This window comes from Pseudomonas sp. S2_F07, from assembly GCF_054668325.1.
In genome coordinates, this window is record NZ_CP162758.1 from 4,925,380 (window position 1) to 4,947,624 (window position 22,245).

Annotated in this window: 16 protein-coding genes and 4 pseudogenes; 18 read left to right on the forward strand and 2 right to left on the reverse strand. The window is 61.9% G+C overall.

Annotated elements, in window-relative coordinates; translation table 11 throughout:
* The first annotated feature begins 137 nt into the window (after positions 1–137).
* From AB4O40_RS22310 to AB4O40_RS22355, 10 genes and pseudogenes are all read left to right on the forward strand, one after another.
* Positions 138–1,118: a quinone oxidoreductase family protein gene (locus AB4O40_RS22310; protein ID WP_056728543.1), complete on the forward strand. Its 981-nt coding sequence runs from the start codon at positions 138–140 to the stop codon at positions 1,116–1,118.
* A gap of 13 nt (positions 1,119–1,131) precedes the next feature.
* Positions 1,132–1,980, forward strand: a complete 849-nt coding sequence (locus tag AB4O40_RS22315) for a TauD/TfdA dioxygenase family protein (RefSeq protein ID WP_460053346.1) — start codon at positions 1,132–1,134, stop codon at positions 1,978–1,980.
* A gap of 86 nt (positions 1,981–2,066) precedes the next feature.
* Complete coding sequence (locus AB4O40_RS22320) at positions 2,067–3,119, forward strand: beta-keto acid cleavage family enzyme (RefSeq protein WP_056728547.1); 1,053 nt, start codon at positions 2,067–2,069, stop codon at positions 3,117–3,119.
* Positions 3,120–3,211: 92 nt separating this feature from the next.
* Positions 3,212–4,540: an MFS transporter gene (locus AB4O40_RS22325; RefSeq protein ID WP_056728549.1), complete on the forward strand. Its 1,329-nt coding sequence runs from the start codon at positions 3,212–3,214 to the stop codon at positions 4,538–4,540.
* Complete coding sequence (locus tag AB4O40_RS22330; RefSeq protein ID WP_460053343.1) at positions 4,537–5,199, forward strand: DsbA family oxidoreductase; 663 nt, start codon at positions 4,537–4,539, stop codon at positions 5,197–5,199. The genes AB4O40_RS22325 and AB4O40_RS22330 overlap by 4 nt, the downstream gene beginning before the upstream one ends.
* Complete coding sequence (locus AB4O40_RS22335; RefSeq protein ID WP_056728553.1) at positions 5,196–5,522, forward strand: Rieske (2Fe-2S) protein; 327 nt, start codon at positions 5,196–5,198, stop codon at positions 5,520–5,522. Before AB4O40_RS22330 ends, AB4O40_RS22335 begins: the two co-directional genes overlap by 4 nt.
* Entirely contained in the window at positions 5,519–6,529 is a 1,011-nt protein-coding gene (locus tag AB4O40_RS22340) for a YeiH family protein (RefSeq protein ID WP_460053337.1), read from the forward strand. The genes AB4O40_RS22335 and AB4O40_RS22340 overlap by 4 nt, the downstream gene beginning before the upstream one ends.
* Before the next feature lie 387 nt (positions 6,530–6,916).
* Positions 6,917–7,039 (forward strand): annotated as a pseudogene (locus AB4O40_RS22345) (putative sulfate exporter family transporter); the annotation flags it as partial.
* Between the two features lie 137 nt (positions 7,040–7,176).
* Positions 7,177–7,299: pseudogene (locus AB4O40_RS22350) on the forward strand (putative sulfate exporter family transporter); the annotation flags it as partial.
* Positions 7,300–7,436: 137 nt separating this feature from the next.
* A pseudogene (locus tag AB4O40_RS22355) lies at positions 7,437–7,559 on the forward strand (putative sulfate exporter family transporter); the annotation flags it as partial.
* A 181-nt stretch (positions 7,560–7,740) separates the two neighbouring features.
* Here AB4O40_RS22355 and AB4O40_RS22360 read toward each other — a convergent pair.
* Positions 7,741–8,757: an AraC family transcriptional regulator gene (locus AB4O40_RS22360; protein WP_056728557.1), complete on the reverse strand. Its 1,017-nt coding sequence runs from the start codon at positions 8,755–8,757 to the stop codon at positions 7,741–7,743.
* A gap of 355 nt (positions 8,758–9,112) precedes the next feature.
* On the opposite strand from AB4O40_RS22360, the gene AB4O40_RS22365 reads away from it, so the two are divergent.
* The 8 genes and pseudogenes from AB4O40_RS22365 to AB4O40_RS22400 all read left to right on the forward strand — a co-directional run bounded on the left by AB4O40_RS22365 (position 9,113) and on the right by AB4O40_RS22400 (position 21,092).
* Positions 9,113–9,679 carry an RBBP9/YdeN family alpha/beta hydrolase gene (locus tag AB4O40_RS22365; RefSeq protein ID WP_460053334.1) on the forward strand — a complete coding sequence of 189 codons (567 nt, stop codon included), beginning with the start codon at positions 9,113–9,115 and terminating at the stop codon, positions 9,677–9,679.
* Positions 9,680–9,803: 124 nt separating this feature from the next.
* Entirely contained in the window at positions 9,804–11,807 is a 2,004-nt protein-coding gene (locus tag AB4O40_RS22370) for a DUF1302 domain-containing protein (protein ID WP_056728559.1), read from the forward strand.
* A 41-nt stretch (positions 11,808–11,848) separates the two neighbouring features.
* Positions 11,849–13,207 (forward strand): DUF1329 domain-containing protein, encoded by a 1,359-nt coding sequence (locus tag AB4O40_RS22375; protein ID WP_056728560.1) that lies wholly within the window; start codon positions 11,849–11,851, stop codon positions 13,205–13,207.
* Between the two features lie 154 nt (positions 13,208–13,361).
* Positions 13,362–14,453 (forward strand): WD40/YVTN/BNR-like repeat-containing protein, encoded by a 1,092-nt coding sequence (locus tag AB4O40_RS22380; protein WP_056728562.1) that lies wholly within the window; start codon positions 13,362–13,364, stop codon positions 14,451–14,453.
* A gap of 16 nt (positions 14,454–14,469) precedes the next feature.
* Positions 14,470–16,990, forward strand: a pseudogene (locus AB4O40_RS22385) (efflux RND transporter permease subunit).
* Between the two features lie 6 nt (positions 16,991–16,996).
* A complete protein-coding gene (locus AB4O40_RS22390) occupies positions 16,997–18,775 on the forward strand; it encodes an acyl-CoA dehydrogenase C-terminal domain-containing protein (RefSeq protein ID WP_409078272.1) in 1,779 nt (592 codons plus the stop codon).
* Positions 18,776–18,799: 24 nt separating this feature from the next.
* Positions 18,800–20,443 carry a fatty acid--CoA ligase gene (locus AB4O40_RS22395; RefSeq protein WP_223542297.1) on the forward strand — a complete coding sequence of 548 codons (1,644 nt, stop codon included), beginning with the start codon at positions 18,800–18,802 and terminating at the stop codon, positions 20,441–20,443.
* 301 nt (positions 20,444–20,744) lie between these two features.
* Positions 20,745–21,092 (forward strand): potassium channel family protein, encoded by a 348-nt coding sequence (locus AB4O40_RS22400; RefSeq protein WP_056728571.1) that lies wholly within the window; start codon positions 20,745–20,747, stop codon positions 21,090–21,092.
* Between the two features lie 46 nt (positions 21,093–21,138).
* Here AB4O40_RS22400 and AB4O40_RS22405 read toward each other — a convergent pair whose 3' ends face one another.
* On the reverse strand, positions 21,139–22,179 hold the full coding sequence (locus AB4O40_RS22405) for a DMT family transporter (RefSeq protein WP_460058006.1): 1,041 nt from the start codon (positions 22,177–22,179) through the stop codon (positions 21,139–21,141).
* Between the last annotated feature and the right edge of the window lie 66 nt (positions 22,180–22,245).

Genomic DNA, 22,245 nt, shown 5'->3' on the forward strand with positions numbered 1-22,245 from the left:
ACGATCCCGTTTCTGTCTGTCACCAAATGAAAAGCCATTGTCGTCTGATGAGAAGCGTCCCGACAGGCCTCGTCCTACAGTCCAATCAGCGCAATTCGATGCAACACGCCCATATTGCAGATTGGAGAATAAGAAAAATGGCCAAAGCCGTACGCTTCTACGAAACCGGTGGTCCCGAAGTTCTACGTTATGAGGACGTCGAAGTCGGCGAACCCGGTCCGGGTCAGGTTCGCCTTCGCCATGTGGCGGTTGGCCTGAACTATGCCGACACCTACTTCCGCAACGGCACCTACCCGATTCCGATGCCCAACGGCATGGGCGTCGAGGCCTCTGGCGTAGTCCAGGCCGTTGGTGAAGGGGTTACCAACGTCGAAGTCGGTGATCGCGTCACCTACACCGGTTTCCTCAACACCCTCGGCGCCTACAGCACCGAGCGCCTGATCGCGGCCGCGCCGTTGATCAAGCTGCCGGAAACCATCAGCTTCGAGACTGCTGCCGCGATGACCATGCGTGGCCTGACGTCCTCGTACCTGATGCGCCGCATCTATGACTTCAAGCCGGGCGACAGCATCCTGTTGCACGCCGCCGCTGGCGGTGTCGGCCTGATCGTTTCGCAGTGGGCCAAGTTGCTGGGCCTGAACGTGATCGGCACGGTGTCGACCGAGCAAAAGGCGGAAATCGCCCGGGCTCACGGTTGCGACCATACGATCAACTACAGCCATGAAGACGTCGCCGCTCGCGTTCGCGAACTGACCGATGGCGTGGGCGTCAACGTGGTGTTCGACAGCGTTGGCAAGAACACCTTCATGGGTTCGCTGGATTCGTTGAAACCCCGTGGCCTGATGGTTTGCGTGGGTACTGCTTCCGGACCGATCCCGGCGTTCGACCCGGTGATGCTGGCGATGAAAGGTTCGCTGTACCTGACCCGTCCGGCCCTGGCCAACTACATCAGCGACCCGGCCGAAAAAGCCGCGCTGGCCGGTGAGTTGTTTGACCACGTCGGCAGCGGCCGGATCAAGATCGAGATCAACCAGCACTACGCCTTGCAGGATGCCGTGCAGGCCCATCGCGACCTTGAATCGCGCAAGACTACCGGCTCATCGATTTTCGTCGTTTAAGGAGCGGCCAGCCATGAAAGTCGAACAATTGACCTGCTCCATCGGCGCCGAACTGATCGGCGTCAATCTGGCCGACGCGGTACACGACGACGGTCTGTTTGCCGAGATCCGCGCCCAGTTGCTCAAGCACCGCGTGGTGTTCCTGCGCGATCAGGACATCACCCGCGCCGAGCACGTAGCTTTTGCCCGGCGCTTCGGCGAGCTTGAAGATCACCCCGTCGCGGGCAGTGATCCGGAGCATCCGGGTCTGGTGCAAATCTACAAGCGTCCGGACCAGCCGGCAGACCGCTACGAAAACTCCTGGCACAGCGACGCCACCTGGCGTGATGTCCCGCCGATGGGCTGCGTATTGCGTTGCCTGGAGTGCCCGCCGGTGGGCGGTGACACCATGTGGGCCAACATGGTCGAGGCCTACGCACGTTTGCCCGAAGACGTGAAGGTCAAGATCGCCGACCTGCGTGCGCGCCACAGCATCGAAGCGAGCTTCGGCGCCGCCATGCCGATTGAAAAACGCCTGGCACTCAGGGAGCGGTTCCCGGATGCCGAGCACCCGGTGGTACGCACCCATCCGGAAACCGGCGAGAAGGTGCTGTTCGTCAACGCTTTCACCACCCACTTCAGCAACTACCACACCCCTGAGCGGGTGCGCTTTGGCCAGGATGCCAACCCCGGCGCCGGCGAGTTGCTGCGTTACCTGATCAGCCAGGCGTACATCCCTGAGTATCAGGTGCGCTGGCGCTGGAAGCCCAACAGCATCGCCATCTGGGACAACCGCAGTACCCAGCATTACGCCGTCATGGATTACCCGCCTTGCCATCGCAAGATGGATCGCGCCGGGATCATCGGCGACAAGACTTACTGATCCACGCCTCTGCATTCGCTCTCGTAAACACGCCTGCCCGGCGCGACTCCGGGTGGGCGGGACAATCATAAGAACTGGAGTAACCCATGCAATTTTTCGACGATTCCCTGCACCCCGAAAACATGGAAAAGGTAGTCATCACCGTGGCCCCGTACGGCCCGGAATGGATGCCGGAAGATTTCCCGGAAGACATCCCGCTGACCATGGACGAGCAAGTCCAGAAAGCGGTCGAATGCTATGAAGCCGGCGCCACGGTTCTGCACTTGCACGTACGTGAACTGGACGGCAAGGGCTCCAAGCGCCTGTCGAAGTTCAACGAGCTGATCGCCGGTGTGCGTGAAGCCGTGCCAGACATGATCATCCAGGTCGGCGGCTCGATTTCCTTCGCTCCGGAAAGCGATGGCGAAGCGGCCAAGTGGCTGTCTGACGACACCCGTCACATGCTGGCCGAACTGACCCCTAAGCCGGATCAGGTCACCGTGGCGATCAACACCACCCAGATGAACATCATGGAGCTGTTGTACCCGGAGTACCTGAAAGGCACTTCCCTGGACAACCCGATGATCCACGCCGCCTACAGCGAAATGACCGTACCGGCGGGACCTGCCTGGGTTGCCGAACACCTCAAGCGCCTGATGGACAACGGCATCCAGCCACACTTCCAGTTGACCGGCATGCACGCCATGGAAACCCTCGAGCGCCTGGTGCGCCGTGGCGTTTACAAAGGCCCGCTGAACCTGACCTGGATCGGCATCGGCGGCGGTTTCGATGGCCCGAACCCGTTCAACTTCTTCAACTTCATCCACCGCGCGCCGGACGGTTGCACCCTGACCTCCGAGTCGCTGCTGAAAAACGTCATGCCGTTCAACACCATGTCGATGGCCATGGGCATGCACCCGCGTGTGGGCAACGAAGACACTATCATTGACCACAAGGGTGACCGTTTCGGCTCCGTTGCCCAGATCCGGCAAACCGTGCGCATTGCCCATGAACTGGGCCGTGAAATCGCCACCGGCAAAGAAGCCCGCGAGATCTACCGCATCGGCGTGCAGTACGAAACCATCGAAGAAACCCTGTTGGCCAACGGCATGGCCCCCAACCGCAAGGCTGGGCAGAAAGGTACTCCGCAACGCGGTTGACCGTGGGTCGGGACGAGAGGCCGTGACCTCTCGTCCGCCTGACCGTTACACGCTTGATAACAAAAATAAAACAAAGCTATTGAGGAGGCTGCATGGCCTTTCACCCAATCGCCGCTGACGATGACGACTCCAGCGGAGTCGGCGTTGCGCGCCAATATGCCTGGATCGTCTTTGCCTTGACGTTCGGTCTGTTGATTTCCGATTACATGTCGCGTCAGGTGCTGAACGCGGTATTCCCGCTGCTCAAGAGTGAGTGGGCATTGAGCGACGGACAGCTGGGTCTGCTCAGCGGCATCGTTGCCCTGATGGTCGGCCTGCTGACATTTCCCCTGTCGTTGATGGCCGACCGTTTCGGCCGGGTCAAGAGCCTGGCGCTGATGGCGTTCCTGTGGAGCGTGGCGACCCTGGGTTGCGCGCTGGCCCAGGACTACCAGCAGATGTTCATCGCGCGGTTCATGGTCGGCGTCGGCGAAGCGGCCTACGGCAGCGTGGGCATCGCGGTAGTGATTTCGGTGTTCCCCAAACACATGCGGGCCACCCTGGCCAGTGCCTTCATGGCCGGTGGGATGTTCGGTTCGGTGTTGGGCATGGCTTTGGGTGGTGCGATCGCCGCCAAGCTGGGCTGGCGCTGGTCGTTCGCCGGCATGTCGCTGTTTGGCCTGTTTCTGGCGGTGCTCTATCCGCTCATCGTCAAGGAAGCGCGCATTGCGCCCAAGCGTGCAGCTCAGTTGGCGAACAAGGTGGCAGCGGTCAAGCGTCCGTTGTCTACGTTGTGGTCCAGCCGTTCGGTGGTGGCGACCTACATCGGCAGCGGCTTGCAGTTGTTCGTCGGCGGTACGGTGATGGTGTGGATTCCCAGCTACCTCAACCGCTACTACGACATGCCCACCGACAAGGCCGGTGGCATGGCGGCGATCATCGTGTTGTGCAGCGGCGCGGGGATGATCCTGTGCGGCATGCTCAGCGACCGCCTGTGTCGCAACTCGCCGGAGCGCAAGGTCAGCCTGGCCATCGGCTTTTGCCTGGGCAGTTGCCTGCTGCTGTCGGCGGCCTTTGCCTTGCACGCAGGGCCGGTGCAACTGGCGCTGATCTGTCTGGGCATGGCGATTGCCACCGGCACCACCGGCCCCGCCGGCGCGATGGTTGCCAACCTGACCCATTACTCGGTCCACGGTACGGCGTTCGCCACGCTGACCCTGGCCAATAACCTGCTGGGTCTGGCACCCGGGCCGTTCCTGACTGGCCGTGTGTCCGACCTCATCGGCCTGCATGCCGCTTTCCAATTAGTGCCACTGGTCAGCCTCGCGGCGGCAGCGGTGTTCTTCTATGCCAAGTGTCATTACCAAAAAGATATCGCCCGGCTTGAGGGTCAGAGCTTGCCTGAGCCCGTCAGTGCCGCCGGGATAGAGGTGAAGTTGTGAGTCGTCGTTTACGTATTGATGTGTTTTTCGATTTTATCTGCCCCTGGTGCCTGATCGGCAAACGCCAACTGGAGCACGCGCAGGTGCAGTTTCGCAGTCGCCACCCGGATGTGCAGATCACTACGGTGTGGCACGGTGTGCAGTTGCTGCCGCAGATGCCGGTGGAAGGTGAACCCTTCGCCGATTTCTATCGCAAGCGCCTGGGCAATGCCGACGCAATGACCATGCGCCAAAACCAGGTACAGCAGGCTGCCAGTGCAGTCGGACTGGCCATCGATCTCAGCCGTATCGAGACGATGCCCAACACCGCCGACGCCCATCGCTTGTTCGAGCGTGCCAGCGCACTGGGTAATGCCAGCCAGCGTGAAATGTTGCTCGAACGACTGTTCGCCGCTTATTTCCTGAGGCGCGAAAACCTCGGTTGCCGTGAGACCTTGCTTGCCATCGCCCGCTCCTGCGGCGTGTCCCAGGACGGCTTGCTCGATTGCCTGAAGGGCGATGCCACGCCGTTTGAAGGCTCCCCTGGCGCGACCAGTGGTGTGCCGAGCTTCAAATTCGACAACCGCCTGACGGTGATCGGCGCACAGCCTGCCCAGGCGCTGCTCGGGGCCATGACCGAAGCCCTCAAGGAACATGATCGCGAGCGGCAACCGGCATGACCCGGCGCATTCCCGTGCCAGCCGGCAAGTACCCGCAGGCCGGTGGCCGGGCGCTGTTCGAATTCGAAGACAAAAGCCTGGCGCTGTTCAACGTCGACGGGCAGTTGTTTGCCATTGACGACAGCTGCCCGCACCAGGGTTCTTCGCTATGCGCAGGGCGTCTTGAGGGCCGGGTGATTCAATGCCTCGCCCATGGTTTGCGCTTCGATTTGCACAGCGGTTACCTGCTCAATTCCAGGCAGGTCAAAGTCACCAACTACCCGGTCGAGATCATCGACGGCCAGGCGTTTATCGTCATCGCAACCGAGGAGTCCGCGCCATGAGCGCCATTGCTCTCACCCGTATCCACACTCGCACGCGCGAACTGGCACCGGGGCTTATCGTCAGTCTGATTGTCGCGGCCGCCGCGTCGTTTCTGTCCGAGCACTACGGTGCGCCGGTCATGCTGTTTGCCTTGTTGCTGGGCATGGCCCTGAATTTTCTCGCCGATGACGGCCCCTGCAAGGCCGGTGTCGAGTTCACCGCCCGCACCGTGTTGCGCATTGGCGTGGCACTGCTGGGCATGCGCATCACACTGGAGCAAATGGCGGCGTTGGGCTGGAAGCCGATAGCGCTGGTGGTGATCCTGGTGGTGGTGACCATCAGCGTGTCGGTGATCGCCGCCAAGGCCCTGGGCTTCCAGCGCCTGTTCGGCATGCTCACCGGCGGCGCGACGGCCATCTGCGGTGCCTCGGCGGCCCTGGCACTGGCAGCGGCGCTGCCGAACCATCCGCAGAAAGAGCGCGCCACACTGTTCACGGTCATCGGCGTTTCGGCGCTGTCGACGCTGGCAATGATCGTCTACCCGATGATCGCCAACTGGCTGGAGTTGTCACCGCAGGTGGCGGGGGTGTTCCTCGGCGCCACGATCCACGACGTGGCCCAGGTGGTCGGTGCCGGCTACAGCATGTCGACCGAGACCGGCGACACGGCCACGGTGGTCAAGCTGATGCGCGTTGCCATGCTGCTGCCGGTGATCGTCACCGCGGCGATGATCACCCGCATGCAAGGCGCCGATCCGACGGGCAAGCGCCCGCCGCTGTTGCCGTGGTTCGCCGTCGGCTTTCTGATTCTGGCCTGCATCAACAGCACCGGCTGGATAGCGCCTGCGGTGCAGGGATCGGTCAACGAACTGTCGCGCTGGTGCCTGGTGATTTCCATCAGTGCCCTGGGCATGAAGACCCGGCTCAAGGAGCTGGCGGCGGTCGGGATCAAACCGATTCTGCTGATGGTCGGGGAGACGGTGTTCCTGGTCGTGCTGGTACTGTTTTTGCTGCGTTGGGGCCTCTAATTGGCAGGCTGACACAAAACCTGTGGGAGCGAGCTTGCTCGCGATAGCGGTTTCACATTCAACACTCATGGCGGCTGACACACCGCCATCGCGAGCAAGCTCGCTCCCACAGGGGTGGTGTTCCAACTTCGCGCATTCTGGGCATGAAGACCCGGCTCAGGGAGCTGGCGGCGGTGGGGATCAAACCGATTCTGCTGATGGTCGGGGAGACGGTGTTCCTGGTGCTGTTGTTGCTTCGCTGGGGGCTCTGAACGTCGGTTGATACAAAACCTGTGGGAGCGAGCTTGCTCGCGATAGCGGTTTCACATTCAACACTCATGGCGGCTGACACACCGCCATCGCGAGCAAGCTCGCTCCCACAGGGGTGGTGTTCCAACTTCGCGCATTCTGGGCATGAAGACCCGGCTCAGGGAGCTGGCAGCGGTGGGGATCAAGCCGATTCTGCTGATGGTCGGGGAGACGGTGTTCCTGGTGGTGCTGGTGCTGTTGTTGCTTCGCTGGGGGCTCTGAACGTCAGGTTGATACAAAACCTGTGGGAGCGAGCTTGCTCGCGATAGCGGTTTCACATTCAACACTCATGGCGGCTGACACACCGCCATCGCGAGCAAGCTCGCTCCCACAGGGATAGTGTTCCAACTTCGCGCATTCTGGGTATGAAGACCTGGCTCAAGGAGCTGGCGGCGGTCGGGATCAAGCCGATTCTGCTGATGGTCGGGGAGACGGTGTTCCTGGTGGTGCTGGTGCTGTTGTTGCTGCGTTGGGGCCTCTAATTGGCAGGCTGACACAAAACCTGTGGGAGCGAGCTTGCTCGCGATAGCGGTTTCACATTCAACACTCATGGCGGCTGACACACCGCCATCGCGAGCAAGCTCGCTCCCACAGGGATAGTGTTCCAACTTCGCGCATTCTGGGCATGAAGACCTGGCTCAAGGAGCTGGCGGCGGTCGGGATCAAGCCGATTCTGCTGATGGTCGGGGAGACGGTGTTCCTGGTGGTGCTGGTGCTGTTGTTGCTGCGTTGGGGCCTCTAATTGGCAGGCTGACACAAAACCTGTGGGAGCGAGCTTGCTCGCGATAGCGGTTTCACATTCAACACTCATGGCGGCTGACACACCGCCATCGCGAGCAAGCTCGCTCCCACAGGGAATGGTGTTCCAACCTCGCGCTTTCGCGGCGACTGTACCAGCAGTCGCCGTTTTTTTTGCCGGGCTGTCAGGACGGTTTCGTCCCCGTCTGTTTTTGCGCGCGCCACGTCGCCGGCGGCATGCCGAACTGGCTGATGAACCAGCGGGTAAACGAACTCGCCATGGAATAGCCGAGCATGTCGGCAATGCGGCTGAGGGAGTAGTTCGGGTTGTCCAGGTAACGCAGCACCAGATCGCGACGCACATCATTGATCACGTCATTGAACGCGCAGCCGTCGTCCTTGAGGCGGCGTTGCAGGGTGCGCACGTTCATGCCCTGGCTCTGGGCCACCTGCTCGATGGTGGCGCGCCCCATGGGCAGCAGCAGGTAGATGGCCTTGCGCACCTCGAACAGCATCGAGGCGCCTTCGTGGTTCTGCAGCGAGTCGAGGTAGCCCTGGGCATAGCGGGCCATGGCCGGGTCGGCGTTGGGGTTGGTCATGTCGAGGCTGATGTCTGGGCAGACGATGCCGTTGAACTCGCTGCCGAACTCCAGGTTGCAGCCGAACAGGCGGCGGTGCAGGTGCAGGTTGTCCGGTGGCTGGTGCATGAAGTTGACGCTGTAGGGATGCCAGTGTGTGCCCAGCAGGGCCGAGCACAGCCGGAACATCACGCCAATGGCCAGCTCCGTGGCCTGGCGGCTGGGCATCGGCGATTCGGTGACCACCTCTTCGCGAATGATCACCATCTTGCCGGCCTCCTCGATGAAGATGGCCAGAGAGTCATTCATCAGGTGCCGGTAATCCACCACCACCTGCAAGGCATCGCGCAGGGTGCGCTGGTGGCTGAGCAGCAGGCTGACCACGCCGAAGTCCGAGAGCTGGCGCGACTCGGCCATGCTCAGGCCGAAGGTCTGGCAGCCGCTGGCGGTGGCCGAGTCTTCCAGCAAGCGCACGGCGGCATCGATATGGATACGGTGTTCAGGGGCTTGCAGTTGGGCCCTGCTCAGGCCGACAGCGGCCAGCACGTCGCGCGGGTTGAAACCCAGGTACTGGGTGACCTCCAGGTAGTTGGTCAAGACGGCGGCGCGAACAAGCTTGGTCATGCAAAGTCTTCCCTGGGCCGATGGCGATTGGCGTGAGCGTGGCGACTATATCCAGCGTATCAACAGTTGAACAGTTGTCATGTCGTTGATGGAATTCATGCTGGCCGGTCACCAGTCTTCTACGCTGCATGGAGCCACCGGCGCTCATCCGTTGATTACAGTGACCTTGCGCCGACCTGCGGGATTTTTCGACCGGTGGTCGCGCTGTCAAAGTGTCCGACAATTTGTCATCAAAAGAAAAGTGCATGACGTCCAATGTAAAGCGCTTCGGGTGGGCGCTCTTTAATGTCGACCCTACAAAAAGCCCCTGGCGAATACAGCCAGTCGAGTTATCGAGAAAGCGAAGGTGTTGACCGTGGACAAACTGCAAACTGCCGCCACCGTTCTGATCGTCCCAGGCCTGCGCGAGCATGTGGCCGAACATTGGCAAACACTGCTGGCCGCCAGGCTGAGCAACGTACGCAGTGTGGCGCCGCTTACGACCGACAAGCTCGATTGCATGGCCCGTGTGCGGGCGATTCAACACGAACTCGAACAAATCGACGGCCCGGTGATTCTGGTGGCCCACAGCGCAGGTGTGCTGATGGTCGCGCACTGGGCTGCGCACTACAGCCGTCCGATCAAGGGCGCCTTGCTGGCCGCGCCACCGGACCTCGATGCGGTCTGGCCGTCAAACTATCCATCGTCCGAGACCCTGCGTAACCAGGGCTGGAATCCTCTGCCACAAGATCCGCTGCCATTTCGCAGCATCGTGGCCGGCAGCACCAACGATCACCTGGCCAGTCTTGCCGCGGTCACCCGCATGGCAGAAGGCTGGGGCGCCGAATTGCTCAATCTGGGCGAAGTCGGTCATCTCAATCCGGCCGCAGGATTTGGCCACTGGCAGCAAGCTGAAGCACTCATCCTGGAGCTGGATCGCTAGTACAAGGAGCTGGACTGGCAGTACGCCAACCGGCATTTGCCCTCATTCCTTAAACGCAAGCCCGAAGAGGTTTGTGCGAGGGCGGCTGCGCTTAAAACAAAGACAAAAAGGCGGAGACAACGCAATGCACAACAATAAGAGTCACGGCTTCACCGCGCCACGCTACACCTTGCTGGCCTCGGCCATTTTCGCGGCAACCGTACCGATGGCCCATGGGGTCGAGATCGAGACGGGGAATCCGGACTGGAACGTACGCGTGGATAACACCATCAAGTACAACTACGGCGTACGCACCGAAAGCGCCGACAAGCGCATGCTGGCAACGCCGAACAACAACGACGGCGACTACAACTTCCGCAAGGCCGGTACCAACATCACCAACCGTGTCGACCTGTTGACCGAAATGGACGTGGTCTACAAGAACGCCATGGGCTTTCGCGTCAGCGCCGCCAGCTGGTACGACAAGGCCTATGACAACACCGGTTCCAACTCCAACCCGTTCGTCAACGGCAACGATGCGCGATCGGGCCTGATCGCCAACGACCCGCGACTGGCCGGGGTCACCCATGACAACGTCGGCAACGGCAGCCCGCACCTGAGCAACTATGCCCAGCGCTACTACAGCGGTCCTTCGGGCGAAATCCTCGATGCCTTCGTGTTCTACAGCACCGAAGTGGGCGAGGAATCGATGTTCAGCGCCAAGGCCGGTCAGCACAACGTGTTCTGGGGCGAGACCATTCTCAACCCGGTGCACTCGGTCAGCTACGGCCAGTCCGGCCTCGACCTGGCCAAGCTCGCCGCTTCGCCGGGTACCGAAGCCAAGGAACTGTTCGTTCCGCGTAACCAGCTGTCGATGTCGTTCACCATCAATCCCGAGCTGACCGTGGGTGCCCAGTATTTCCTCAATTGGGATGCCGCGCGTCTGCCGGAAGCGGGCACCTACTACGGTGGTTCCGACCTGGTCGGCTTCGGCGCGCAATCGTTCCTGTTGGGCAACACCAACGGCGTGGTACCGGGCAGCCCGCTCGGTTGTGGCCTGGCGCCGTGCAACGCCTTGACCAATGTGCGTCGCGGCAAGGACCTGACCCCGCATGACAGCGGCGACTGGGGCGTCATGGCCAAATGGTCGCCGGCCTGGCTGGATGGCACCCTCGGCGTTTACTACCGCGAAACCTCGGAAATCCTGCCGCAAGCCTGGCTGGACGCCCGGGGCATTACCTCGGCCAACCCGAACGGCACCCGTCCGGCAGGGCAAGTGCCTGCGGTGATCAACACCCTCAACTCGCTGGACACCGCCACCTATCAACTGGCCTATGCCGACAACATCAAGATCCTTGGCCTGAGCCTGTCCAAGGACGTGGGTGGAATCAGCGTGGGTTCGGACCTGAACGTTCGTCACAACATGCCGCTGGCCAGTATCCCGGCGATCGTCAGTACCCGCAGCCCGCTGGGCCTGGGTCAAGGGCTTGGGCTGCTGCCTGCGCGTTCGGACGCCACCGGTGTGGTCTATGACACCCCGAGCCGTGGCGACAGCATGGCCGCCACCGGTGACACCCTGCACTGGACGCTCAACGGTCTGATGACCCTGCCGAAAACACCTGTGTTCGACCAGGCAACCGTGCTGGCCGAGCTGTACTACAGCAACCTGCTCAAGCTCGATAGCGAAAACGAGGCGCTCTACAAAGGCAAGAGCAGCTATCGCGGCATCGACGCGCCGACCCGTGACAACTGGGGTCTGGCCGTCAACTTCACACCGACCTGGTACCAGGTATTCCCGGGTGTCGATCTCAACGCGCCGATGTCGGTCAACGTCGGTCTCGACGGTGTGTCGCCGGTCTCCGGTGGCGGTGCCAAGGACACCGGCAACTATGCCGTGGGCGTGGGCGCCATTGTGTACAACAAATACTTTGTCGACCTGAAGTACGTGGACTCCTTTGGCGAAACCGACAAGTGCAACAAGAGCGGTGTAAGCACCGGCCCAACCGGTGGTGACGGCTCTACCCCGAACGCCTTTAGCGGCAACGAAAACTACGCCTGCTACGCCGGTGGCTACTCGTCCTTCTCCGGAGGTGGTGCCACGACTGAGGACCGTGGCGCCGTGTACCTGACGATGAAAACTACATTCTGATTCACCACTGATTTGCTTAACGCAAGCAGGAGAATAACAAGATGAAATTTGTAAAAACCGTGTTGGCCGCTTCGCTGGCCATGGTCTTCGCCGCTCAGGCACAGGCTGCTGTTTCACCTCAGGAAGCTGCCAGGCTGGGCACCAGCCTGACCCAGGTAGGGGCTGAAAAAGCCGGGAACGCTGATGGTTCCATTCCTGCCTACAACGGTGGCTTGACCACGCCGCCGGCCAGCTTCAAGGCCGGCGACAGCATGCGCCCGGATCCGTTTGCCAGTGAAAAGCCTGTGCTGGTGATCGACGGCAAGAACGTTGATCAGTACAAGGGCCTGCTCACCGCGACCACGGTAGAACTGGCCAAGCGTTTCCCGACGTTCCGTGTCGACGTGTTCCCGACGCACCGCACCGTTTCGCTGCCCCAGGCGATTCTGGACAACGGCGTGAAGAACGCCAGCGGCGCCAAGTCCCTGGAAGGTGGCCTGGCCATCGACAACGTCCTGCCGGGCATTCCATTCCCGATTCCGCAGTCGGGTAACGAAGCGATGTGGAACTTCCTGTTGCGCTACCAAGGCGTCAGCATCAGCTCCAAGTACGACTCCTGGAACGTTGACTCCGCGGGCGTTCCCAGCCTGGCGACCACCGGGCAAGCGAACATCTCCTACCCGATCTACGAAAACCTCTCGCAGCCGATCAGCAGTGCCGACGTGTACTACCAGATGAAGCTGGCGTACACCGGCCCTGCGCGCCGGGCCGGCGAGGCGATCATGCTCAAGGATGCCGCAAACCCGTTGCAGCAACCGCGTCGCGCCTGGCAGTACTTGCCGGGGCAGCGTCGAGTGAAACTGGCGCCGAGCCTGGCTTACGACACGCCAAACCCGGGGACCGCCGGTGCGGGCACCTACGATGACGTGTTCGTGTTCAACGGTGCGCTGGATCGCTACGACTGGAAACTGGTCGGCAAGCAGGAAATGATCGTGCCGTACAACACCTACAAACTGACCTACGTGCAGGATCCGAAGTCGCTGACCACCGCCAATCACCTGTCACCTGACTTCGTACGCTGGGAAAAACACCGCGTCTGGGTCGTTGAAGGCAACCTCAAGGCCGGTGCCCGTCACATCTACGCCAAGCGCCGCTTCTACCTCGACGAAGACAGCTGGACCGCTTTGGCCTCGGATCAATATGACGCCCGTGGTCAGCTCTATCGCGGTTCCTTCGCCTTCCTGAGCCAGAGCTACGACAAGCAGGTGCCGGATTCGACGCCCTTCATGATCTACGACCTGGTCGGCGGTTCCTACAACATCAACGGTGTAGTCGGCCCTTACGGCGGCATCAAGTACATCGAGCCGCTCTCCAAGGCCCAGTGGTCTTCGGAATCCCTGGCCGGCGCCGGTATTCGCTAAGCCAACCGCAAAAAAGCGCAAGTTCGGTCCACTGCCCACAAGGCAGTGAGACCGTGCGGCGGTCGGTGCGTGCCGATCGTCACGAACGCAAGGTTTGAACGTCAGGCACACCGATGATGTGTACCCCGACGCGGTTTTCCGAAGAGGACGCAGTATGTGTTCGTATAAAAATAATATGTTGCAGCTAGCGTTTGGCGTTGTGCTCGGCCTGTCGCAGGGCATCGCCCAGGCGGCCGATTACGTCGATGTGCTGGACCTGCCCGCCAGGGTCAGTGCCTTGGCCATCAACAGCCCGTTGTCCGGTATGACTCGCGCCGGCGAGCGCGTGATTACCGTCGGCCAGCGTGGCCATATTCTGTTTTCCGATGATTCGGGAAGCCACTGGCAACAGGCCGCCGTACCGGCCAGTGCCGACCTCACTGCGGTGAATTTTCCGACCGCCACCCAAGGCTGGGCGGTGGGCAATGACGGCGTGGTGCTGCACAGCAGCGACGCCGGCGCGACCTGGCAAAAGCAACTCGACGGGCGTCAGATCGGCGCCTTGCTGGTCAAGCATTACACGGCGCTGGCCAGCGCCGAACCGGGCAATGAGCAATGGCCGCTGCTGGTCGCCGAGGGCCAGAGGCTGGCCGATCAGGGCGCGGACAAACCGCTGCTCGGCGTCTGGTTCGCCAACGACAAGACCGGCTACGTGGTCGGCGTGTTCAACCTGATCCTGCGCACCGACGACGGTGGCCTGACCTGGACCCCGTTCCAGGACCGCACCGACAACCCCCAGGGTTTCCACCTCAACGCCATCGCCTCCACCGGCGACAGCCTGTACATCGCTGGCGAGCAGGGCCTGTTGCTCAAGTGGGACGACAGCGCCCAACGCTTCAATGCCGTGCCGACGCCTTATCAAGGCAGCTTCTTCGGTGTGCTCGGCAAGCCCGGTGAAGTGCTGATCTACGGCCTGCGCGGCAACGTGTTGCGCAGCACCGACGGCGGCCAGAGCTGGACCGCACTGGACACCGGCCTGCACGTCAGCATCACCGCGGGCCTGATCGATGCCCGTGGCAATTATCGCTTGTTCACCCAGGGCGGGCAGATGCTGGTCAGCCAAGGGACGGGCGCGCAGTTGCGTCTGAAGCAGCAACCGGCACCGACCCCGGTCGCCGGCGCCACCCAGTCCGCCGCCGGCGCCTTGGTGCTGGCCGGCAGCCGTGGTGCCCGGACGCTGTCCGCCGATCCAGCCCTCGAACCCTAAGAGCGAGAACCCAGACATGGGCAATATCAAACAAGACGCCATGCCGGTGATTCGCGATCTGCGTGATTTCGACCACCGCTCCGGCAACCTCCTCGAGCGGTTGGTGTTTAACTACCGCCCGCTGTTCATGCTGCTGATGGCGCTCGCCACCGTGGTGCTGGGCTTCATGGCCGTGACTCGCCTGGAGTTGCGCCCAAGCTTCGAAAAAATGATTCCCCAGAGCCAGCCCTACATCCAGAACTTCCTGGAAAACCGCGCTTCGCTGCGCGGCACTGGGCAACTCGGTGCGGGTGGTGGTCGAGAACACCCAGGGCGATATTTTCGACCCCGAATACCTCGACGTGCTCAAGCAGGTCAACGACCAGTTGTTCCTCACCGAAGGCGTCGACCGTGCGTGGATGAAGTCGCTGTGGAGCCCGGCGGTGCGCTGGACCGAAGTCACCGAGGACGGTTTCCAGGGTGGCCCGGTGATGCCCGACACCTATTCCGGGCAGCCTGAGCAGATCGAACAGTTGCGCCAGAACATCTCCCGCGCCGGTGTGGTGGGCAGCCTGGTGGCCAGCGACTTCAAGTCGACCATGCTGATCGTGCCGCTGATGGACAAAGCTGCCGCTGGTGGTCAACGCATCAACTACCACGCGTTCTCGCAGATGCTCGAAGAGCAGTTGCGCGACAAGATCGAATACGCCGGCGACAGCGCTGCGCGTAAATCCGGCGTCGAAGGCACCGGCCATTACAAGGTGCGGGTGATCGGCTTCGCCAAACTGATGGGCGACCTGATCGACGGCCTGATCCAGGTGATGATGTTCTTCGGCCTGGCCGTGGTCACGTCGCTGATCATCATCTACGGCTACACCCGTTGCGTGCGCAGCACCCTGCTGGTGGTCGGCTGTTCGCTGATCGCGGTGGTCTGGCAACTGGGCATCGTCGCCTGGCTCGGCTACGCCATCGATCCGTACTCGGTGCTGGTGCCGTTTTTGATCTTCGCCATCGGCGTGTCCCATGCCGCGCAAAAGATGAACGGCATCATGCAGGACATCGCCCGTGGCACCCATAAACTGATCGCTGCGCGCTACACCTTCCGCCGTCTGTTCATCGCCGGTGTCACCGCGCTGTTGGCCGACGCCGTGGGCTTCGCCGTGTTGATGCTGATCGACATTCCAGTGATCCAGGATCTGGCGATCACTGCCAGCATCGGCGTCGCGGTGCTGATCTTCACCTCGCTGTTGCTGATGCCGGTGGCACTGTCCTACGTTGGTGTTGGCGCGAAAGCCGCCGAGCGCGCGTTGAAGATCGACAACCGCGCAGAGAAGCACAAAGGCTTCGGCAGACTGTGGGACGCGCTCGATCGCTTCACCACGGCCAAATGGGCCACGGGTGCCGTTCTGGTCGCGGTGTTGATGGGCATTGGCGGTTTCGTGGTCAGCCTGGACCTGAAGATCGGCGACCTGGAAAGCGGGGCGCCGGAGTTGCGCGCCGACTCGCGCTACAACCGCGACAACGCCTACATCACCCAGCATTACGCGCTGTCCAGCGACCTGTTCGCGGTGATGATCAAGACGGCGCCGGAAGGCTGCCTGAACTACAAGACTTTGGTCCTGGCCGACCGCCTGGCCTGGGAGCTGCAACAGTATCCGGGCGTGCAGGCGACGTCTTCGCTGGTCAACGCGGTGCGCCAGATCACCGCCGGCACCTACGAAGGCAACCCCAAGCTCAACAGCATCCAGCGCAACCAGGACGTGCTCAACTACGCCGCCCAGCAAGCCTCGGTCAACTCCCCGGAGCTGTTCAACACCGACTGCTCGCTGATGCCGGTGATCACCTTCCTCAAGGATCACAAGGCCGAAACCCTGGATGCCGTGGTGGCGATTGCCGACAAGTTCGCCAAGGAAAACAGCACCGAAGATCGCCAGTTCCTGCTCGCCGCCGGGACTGCCGGTATTGAAGCTGCGACCAACATCGTGGTGCGTGAAGCCAACCGCACCATGCTGCTGTACGTGTATGCGGCGGTGACGCTGTTCTGCCTGATCACCTTCCGCAGCTGGCGCGCCACGCTGGTGGCGTTGTTGCCGCTGGTGCTGACTTCGATCCTCTGCGAAGCCTTGATGGTGGCCATGGGTATCGGCGTGAAAGTCGCGACCTTGCCGGTGATCGCCCTCGGCGTGGGCATCGGCGTCGACTACGCCTTGTACTTGCTCAGCGTGCAACTGCACTTCCAGCGCCAGGGCCTGCCGCTGTCCGAGGCCTACCGCAACGCCGTGTCCTTCACCGGGCGCGTGGTCGGGCTGGTGGGCATCACCCTCGCCGCGGGCGTGGTGTGCTGGGTCTGGTCGCCGATCAAGTTCCAGGCCGACATGGGCATCCTGCTGACCTTCATGTTCCTGTGGAACATGCTCGGCGCGCTGATCCTCATTCCTGCGCTTTCGTACTTCCTGCTGCGCGAACGGGCCCCTCAGCCCGGTTCTGTCGCGGCAACCGAAACCACTGAATCCACTGAACGTCCCGGCATGCCGCATGCCGTGACCACTTCCGAGTAAGCCAAGATGTCTGATTACAAAGCTCCCCTGCGCGACATGCGCTTCGTACTCAACGAGGTTTTCCAGGTGTCCCGGCTGTGGGCACAATTGCCCGGCCTGGCCGACGTGATCGATGAAGAGACCGCCGCCGCCATCCTCGAAGAGGCCGGCAAGATCAGCGGCGAAGTGATCGCGCCACTGAACCGCGCCAGCGACGAACAGGGCTGCACCTGGAACGACGGCGCGGTCACCGCCCCGGACGGTTTTGCCCAGGCCTATCAAGCCTTCGCCGAAGGCGGATGGGTGGGTGTCGGCGGTGATCCGCAGTACGGCGGCATGGGCATGCCCAAGGCGATTTCGGCGCAGGTCGAAGAGATGGTCAACTCGGCCAGCCTGTCGTTCGGCCTGTACCCGATGCTGACCGCCGGCGCCTGCCTGTCGATCAAGGCCCACGCCAGTGAAGAACTGAAAGCGGCTTACTTGCCGAACATGTACGCCGGCACCTGGACCGGTTCGATGTGCCTGACCGAAGCCCATTCCGGTACCGACCTGGGCCTGATCCGCACCAAGGCCGAACCCCAGGCCGACGGCAGCTACAAGGTCAGCGGCAGCAAGATTTTCATCACCGGCGGCGAGCACGACCTGACCGAGAACATTATCCATCTGGTGCTGGCGCGTCTGCCCGATGCACCGGCCGGACCGAAAGGCATCTCGCTGTTCCTGGTGCCGAAAGTGCTGGTCAACGCCGACGGCTCGCTGGGTGAAAACAACGCGCTGTCCTGCGGCTCCATCGAACACAAGATGGGCATCAAGGCCTCCGCCACCTGCGTGATGAACTTCGACGGCGCCACCGGCTGGATCGTCGACGCACCGAACAAAGGCCTGGCGGCCATGTTCACCATGATGAACTACGAGCGCCTGGGCGTGGGCATCCAGGGCCTGGCGCAGGGTGAGCGTTCTTACCAGAACGCCGTCGCCTACGCCCGTGACCGTCTGCAAAGCCGCGCACCGACCGGCGCGCAGCACAAGGACAAGGCGGCCGACCCGATCATCGTGCACCCGGACGTGCGCCGCATGCTGCTGACCATGAAAGCCTTGAACGAAGGCGGCCGTGCGTTCTCCAGCTACGTGGCCCTGCAACTGGACATCGCCAAGTACAGCGACGACGCACCGACACGCCAGCGCGCGCAGGACTTGGTATCGCTGCTGACCCCGGTGGCCAAGGCCTTTCTCACCGACATGGGCCTGGAGACCACCATTCACGGCCAGCAGGTCTTCGGCGGCCACGGCTACATTCGTGAGTGGGGCCAGGAGCAACTGGTGCGCGATGTGCGCATCACCCAGATCTACGAAGGCACCAACGGCATCCAGTCGCTGGACCTGGCCGGACGCAAGATCGTCGGCAGCGGCGGGGCGCTCTACCGTTTGTTCGCTTCGGAAATCCGCAACTTCACCGCCACTGCCGGCGCGGACCTCGGCGAGTTCACCCAGCCGTTGAACGCCGCCGTCGACACCCTCGACGAGCTGACCGCGTGGCTGCTCGACCGAGCACAAAACAACCCGAATGAAATCGGCGCGGCCTCGGTCGAGTACCTGCACGTGTTTGGCTACACCGCGTACGCCTACATGTGGGCGCGCATGGCCAAGGCCGTCATGAGCGGCGATGCCGAGGACGATTTCTACACCAGCAAACTGGCCACCGCGCGTTTCTACTTCGCCCGGTTGCTGCCGCGTATCCACTCGTTGAGCGCATCGGTCAAGGCCGGCAGCGACTGCCTCTACGAGCTGCAAGCCGATCAGTTCTGATCGAAAGGACAAGGAACCTTAAACATGATGGCGACAAAAATAATTCCACCCGCCGACGGCGCCTATGCCTATCCCTTGCTGATCAAGCAACTGCTGCTGTCCGGCGTGCGCTACCAGCCGGGCCGGGAAATCGTCTACGCCGACAAGCTGCGCTACAGCTACGAGACCCTCAACAAGCGCATCCGCCGCCTGGCCAATGCGCTGACGGCGGCCGGGGTCAAGGCCGGTGACACCGTGGCCCTGCTCGACTGGGACAGCCACCGCTACCTGGAATGCTTCTTCGCCGTGCCGATGATCGGCGCGGTGCTGCACACGGTGAACATTCGCCTGTCGCCGGAGCAGGTGCTGTTCACCATGAACCACGCCGAGGATGACCTGGTGCTGGTGCATGATGATTTCCTGCCCCTGGTCGAGCAGATCCACGGTCGGCTGGAAACCGTAAAAGGTTACCTGCAGCTCACCGATGACGAGGCGCCCACCACCTCGCTGCCGGTGCTGGGCGAGTACGAGCACCTGTTGTCCCTGGCCCCGGAGCAGTACGACTTCCCCGATTTCGACGAGAACTCGGTCGCCACGCTGTTCTACACCACCGGCACCACCGGCGACCCGAAGGGCGTGTACTTCACGCATCGCCAACTGGTGCTGCACACCCTGAATGCCGTCGGCACCCTGGGCGCCTATCAGGGCCAGCCGCTGTTGCGCTCCGACGACGTGTACATGCCGATCACACCGATGTTCCACGTGCATGCGTGGGGCGTGCCGTATGTCGCGACCCTGATGGGCATCAAGCAGGTCTACCCCGGCCGCTACGAACCCAACAGCCTGGTCAAGTTGTACCGCGAAGAGAAGGTGACCTTCTCCCACTGCGTGCCGACCATTTTGCAGATGATCCTCAACTGTGAAGAAGGCAAGGCGACCCGTTTCGACGGCTGGAAAATGCTCCTGGGCGGCAGCGCGCTGACCCTGGGCGTGGCCAGCGAAGCCCATGCCAAAGGCATGGTGGTGCACGCCGGCTACGGCATGTCCGAGACCTGCCCGTTGCTGTGCCTGACCTACCTGCGCGATGAAGACCTGCAGCTGTGCGCCGAAGCGCAACTGCCGATCCGCATCAAGACCGGCACCCCGGTGCCGATGGTCGACCTGAAGATCATCGACGCCGACGGCAACGATGTGGCCCATGACGGCGAGTCGCTGGGCGAGATCGTGGTGCGCGCACCGTGGCTGACCCAGGGCTATCTGAAAGCCCCGGACCAAGGCGCGCAGCTGTGGCACAACGGCTGGCTGCACACCGGCGACATGGCCTCGATCGACAAGCTGGGCGGCGTGGAAATCAAGGATCGCATCAAGGACGTGATCAAGACCGGCGGCGAGTGGATCAGCTCCCTGGAACTGGAGAGCCTGATCAGCGAACACCCGGCTGTCATGTCGGTCGCGGTGGTGGGTATCGTCGATGAGCAGTGGGGCGAACGCCCGATGGCCATGGTCGTTTGCGAACCGGGGCAATACCTCGACCGCAAGATCCTGGAGGTGCATTTGCAAGCCTTCGTCGACGGCGGGCGCATCAACAAATGGGCGATCCCCAAGCAGTTCAAGTTTGTGACCGAAATCCCCAAGACCAGCGTCGGCAAGATCAACAAGAAGCTGATTCGGGAAACTGAAGCGAACTGAGGGATACGCCTGCCACTGTCGTTGTAGGAGCGAGCCTGCTCGCGATGGACTGGAGAGCGCTGCGTTTAACCAGGAATACATGCGTTATCGTTAACGACCATCGCGAGCAGGCTCGCTCCTACATAAATCCACCGATAGCGGGCGGTTTCTGGATAGCCCGGTCGGCGTCATCTTTGTCATAGTCCTGGCCAAAGATAACGCCCCGTCGGTCGCGGTTTTCAGCGCTTGTGCCAAGCTGAACGGGGTATTGAACCGCCACGCATTCAAATGCCGGCCAGTCAGACCCAAGGAAGCCCACGACATGAACCTCGCCCGTGCATCAAACGTCCGCAAAGAGTTCTACAAAGCCGTCTGGTTCTATTTCAAAGTGGTGTGGCCGATCTTCTCGATACTGCTGTTAGTGATCGTTGCGTTTGGCCTCATCATTGCCCAGCTGGAAGGCTGGGGGCCTTTTGACGGCATCTACTTCGCCTTCGTGACGGGCCTGACCATCGGCTATGGAGAGCTGGTGCCCAAGCTGGGTGTGTCGCGAGTGCTGGCGATCCTGCTGGGTTTCAACGGCGTGCTGATGACCGCGACATTCGCGGCGATCAGTGTCCGGGCGATTGAAGTGACGGTGACGGCGTCGCGGCAGAAGGACGTCGAATAGGGCGGTGATGGCTACGGCCGGTTTAAATGGCCGCAGCCTCCGAGGCTCAGTGCGAGTGTCGGTGATGGATGTCGGGAAAGTGCGGGTGACTGTGGACGATCGGTGAGTGTTGGTGCACATGGTTATGGGGTTGCACACCATCCCACTCAAAGGCATGTTCATGCTGATGATGCTCATCGTGGACATGCTTGTGGTCGTGGATTTGCGGTTCGTGCTGATGCTCGTGTGAGTGACTCTCGGTCAGATGAATCCAGACCCCAAGCCCCATCAGGCCGGCAGCGATCCAAAACACCCACGTCACGCCTTCACCGAAAAACAGGATCGCTATCGCGGCTCCCAGGAACGGCGCCGTGGAAAAGTACGCCCCGGTCCGCGCCGTACCAAGCCCCCGCAACGCCAGGACGAACAGCACCAGACTGACGCCATACCCCAAAAAGCCCACCAGCAGGGTTGGCCCAAGAAGCGACCACTCTGGCAAGTGCATACCCAGCGCGATCCCCAGCGCGCAATTGACGGCCCCTGCCACCAGCCCTTTGGTGCCAGCAATAAACAACGCATCCGACGCAGACACCTTACGTGTGAGGTTGTTATCAATGGCCCAACAAAAACAGGCCACCGCCACCGCGACAGGCCCCAACCAGCCATGAACCTCTGCCGAAGTGCGAGGCCACGCCAACAACACGCCCCCGGCAACAATGGCCACCATCCCCGCAACAATGCGCCGGTCAGCGTTCTCCCTGAAGACCACCCACGCCATCAGTGCGGTCAACACGGCTTCCAGGTTCAGCAACAGTGATGCGGTGGTGCCGGAGGTGAGGGTGAGTCCAAACATCAATGAAACCGGGCCCAGTACGCCACCGAACACAATGGCCCCGATGAACCACGGCCATTCAGGGGCTGTCAGGCCTGTCGGCTGCCAGCCACGATCACGGATCAGGCGGGTTAGCGTCAGCCCGACGCCGCTGCCCAGGTAGAGCAGGCCGGCGAGGAGGATGGGGGATACGTTCAAGCCTAGCCACTTGGCCAAGGGCGTGCTGGCGCCGAACAAGGCAGCAGCGCCCAAGGCGTAGAGAATGCTTTTGGTCATTGTGGTTCCGGGGCTCAGGGGAGGCAGTTGTGAACAGGATACGCTTAGTGCCGCAAATGAGCGCCT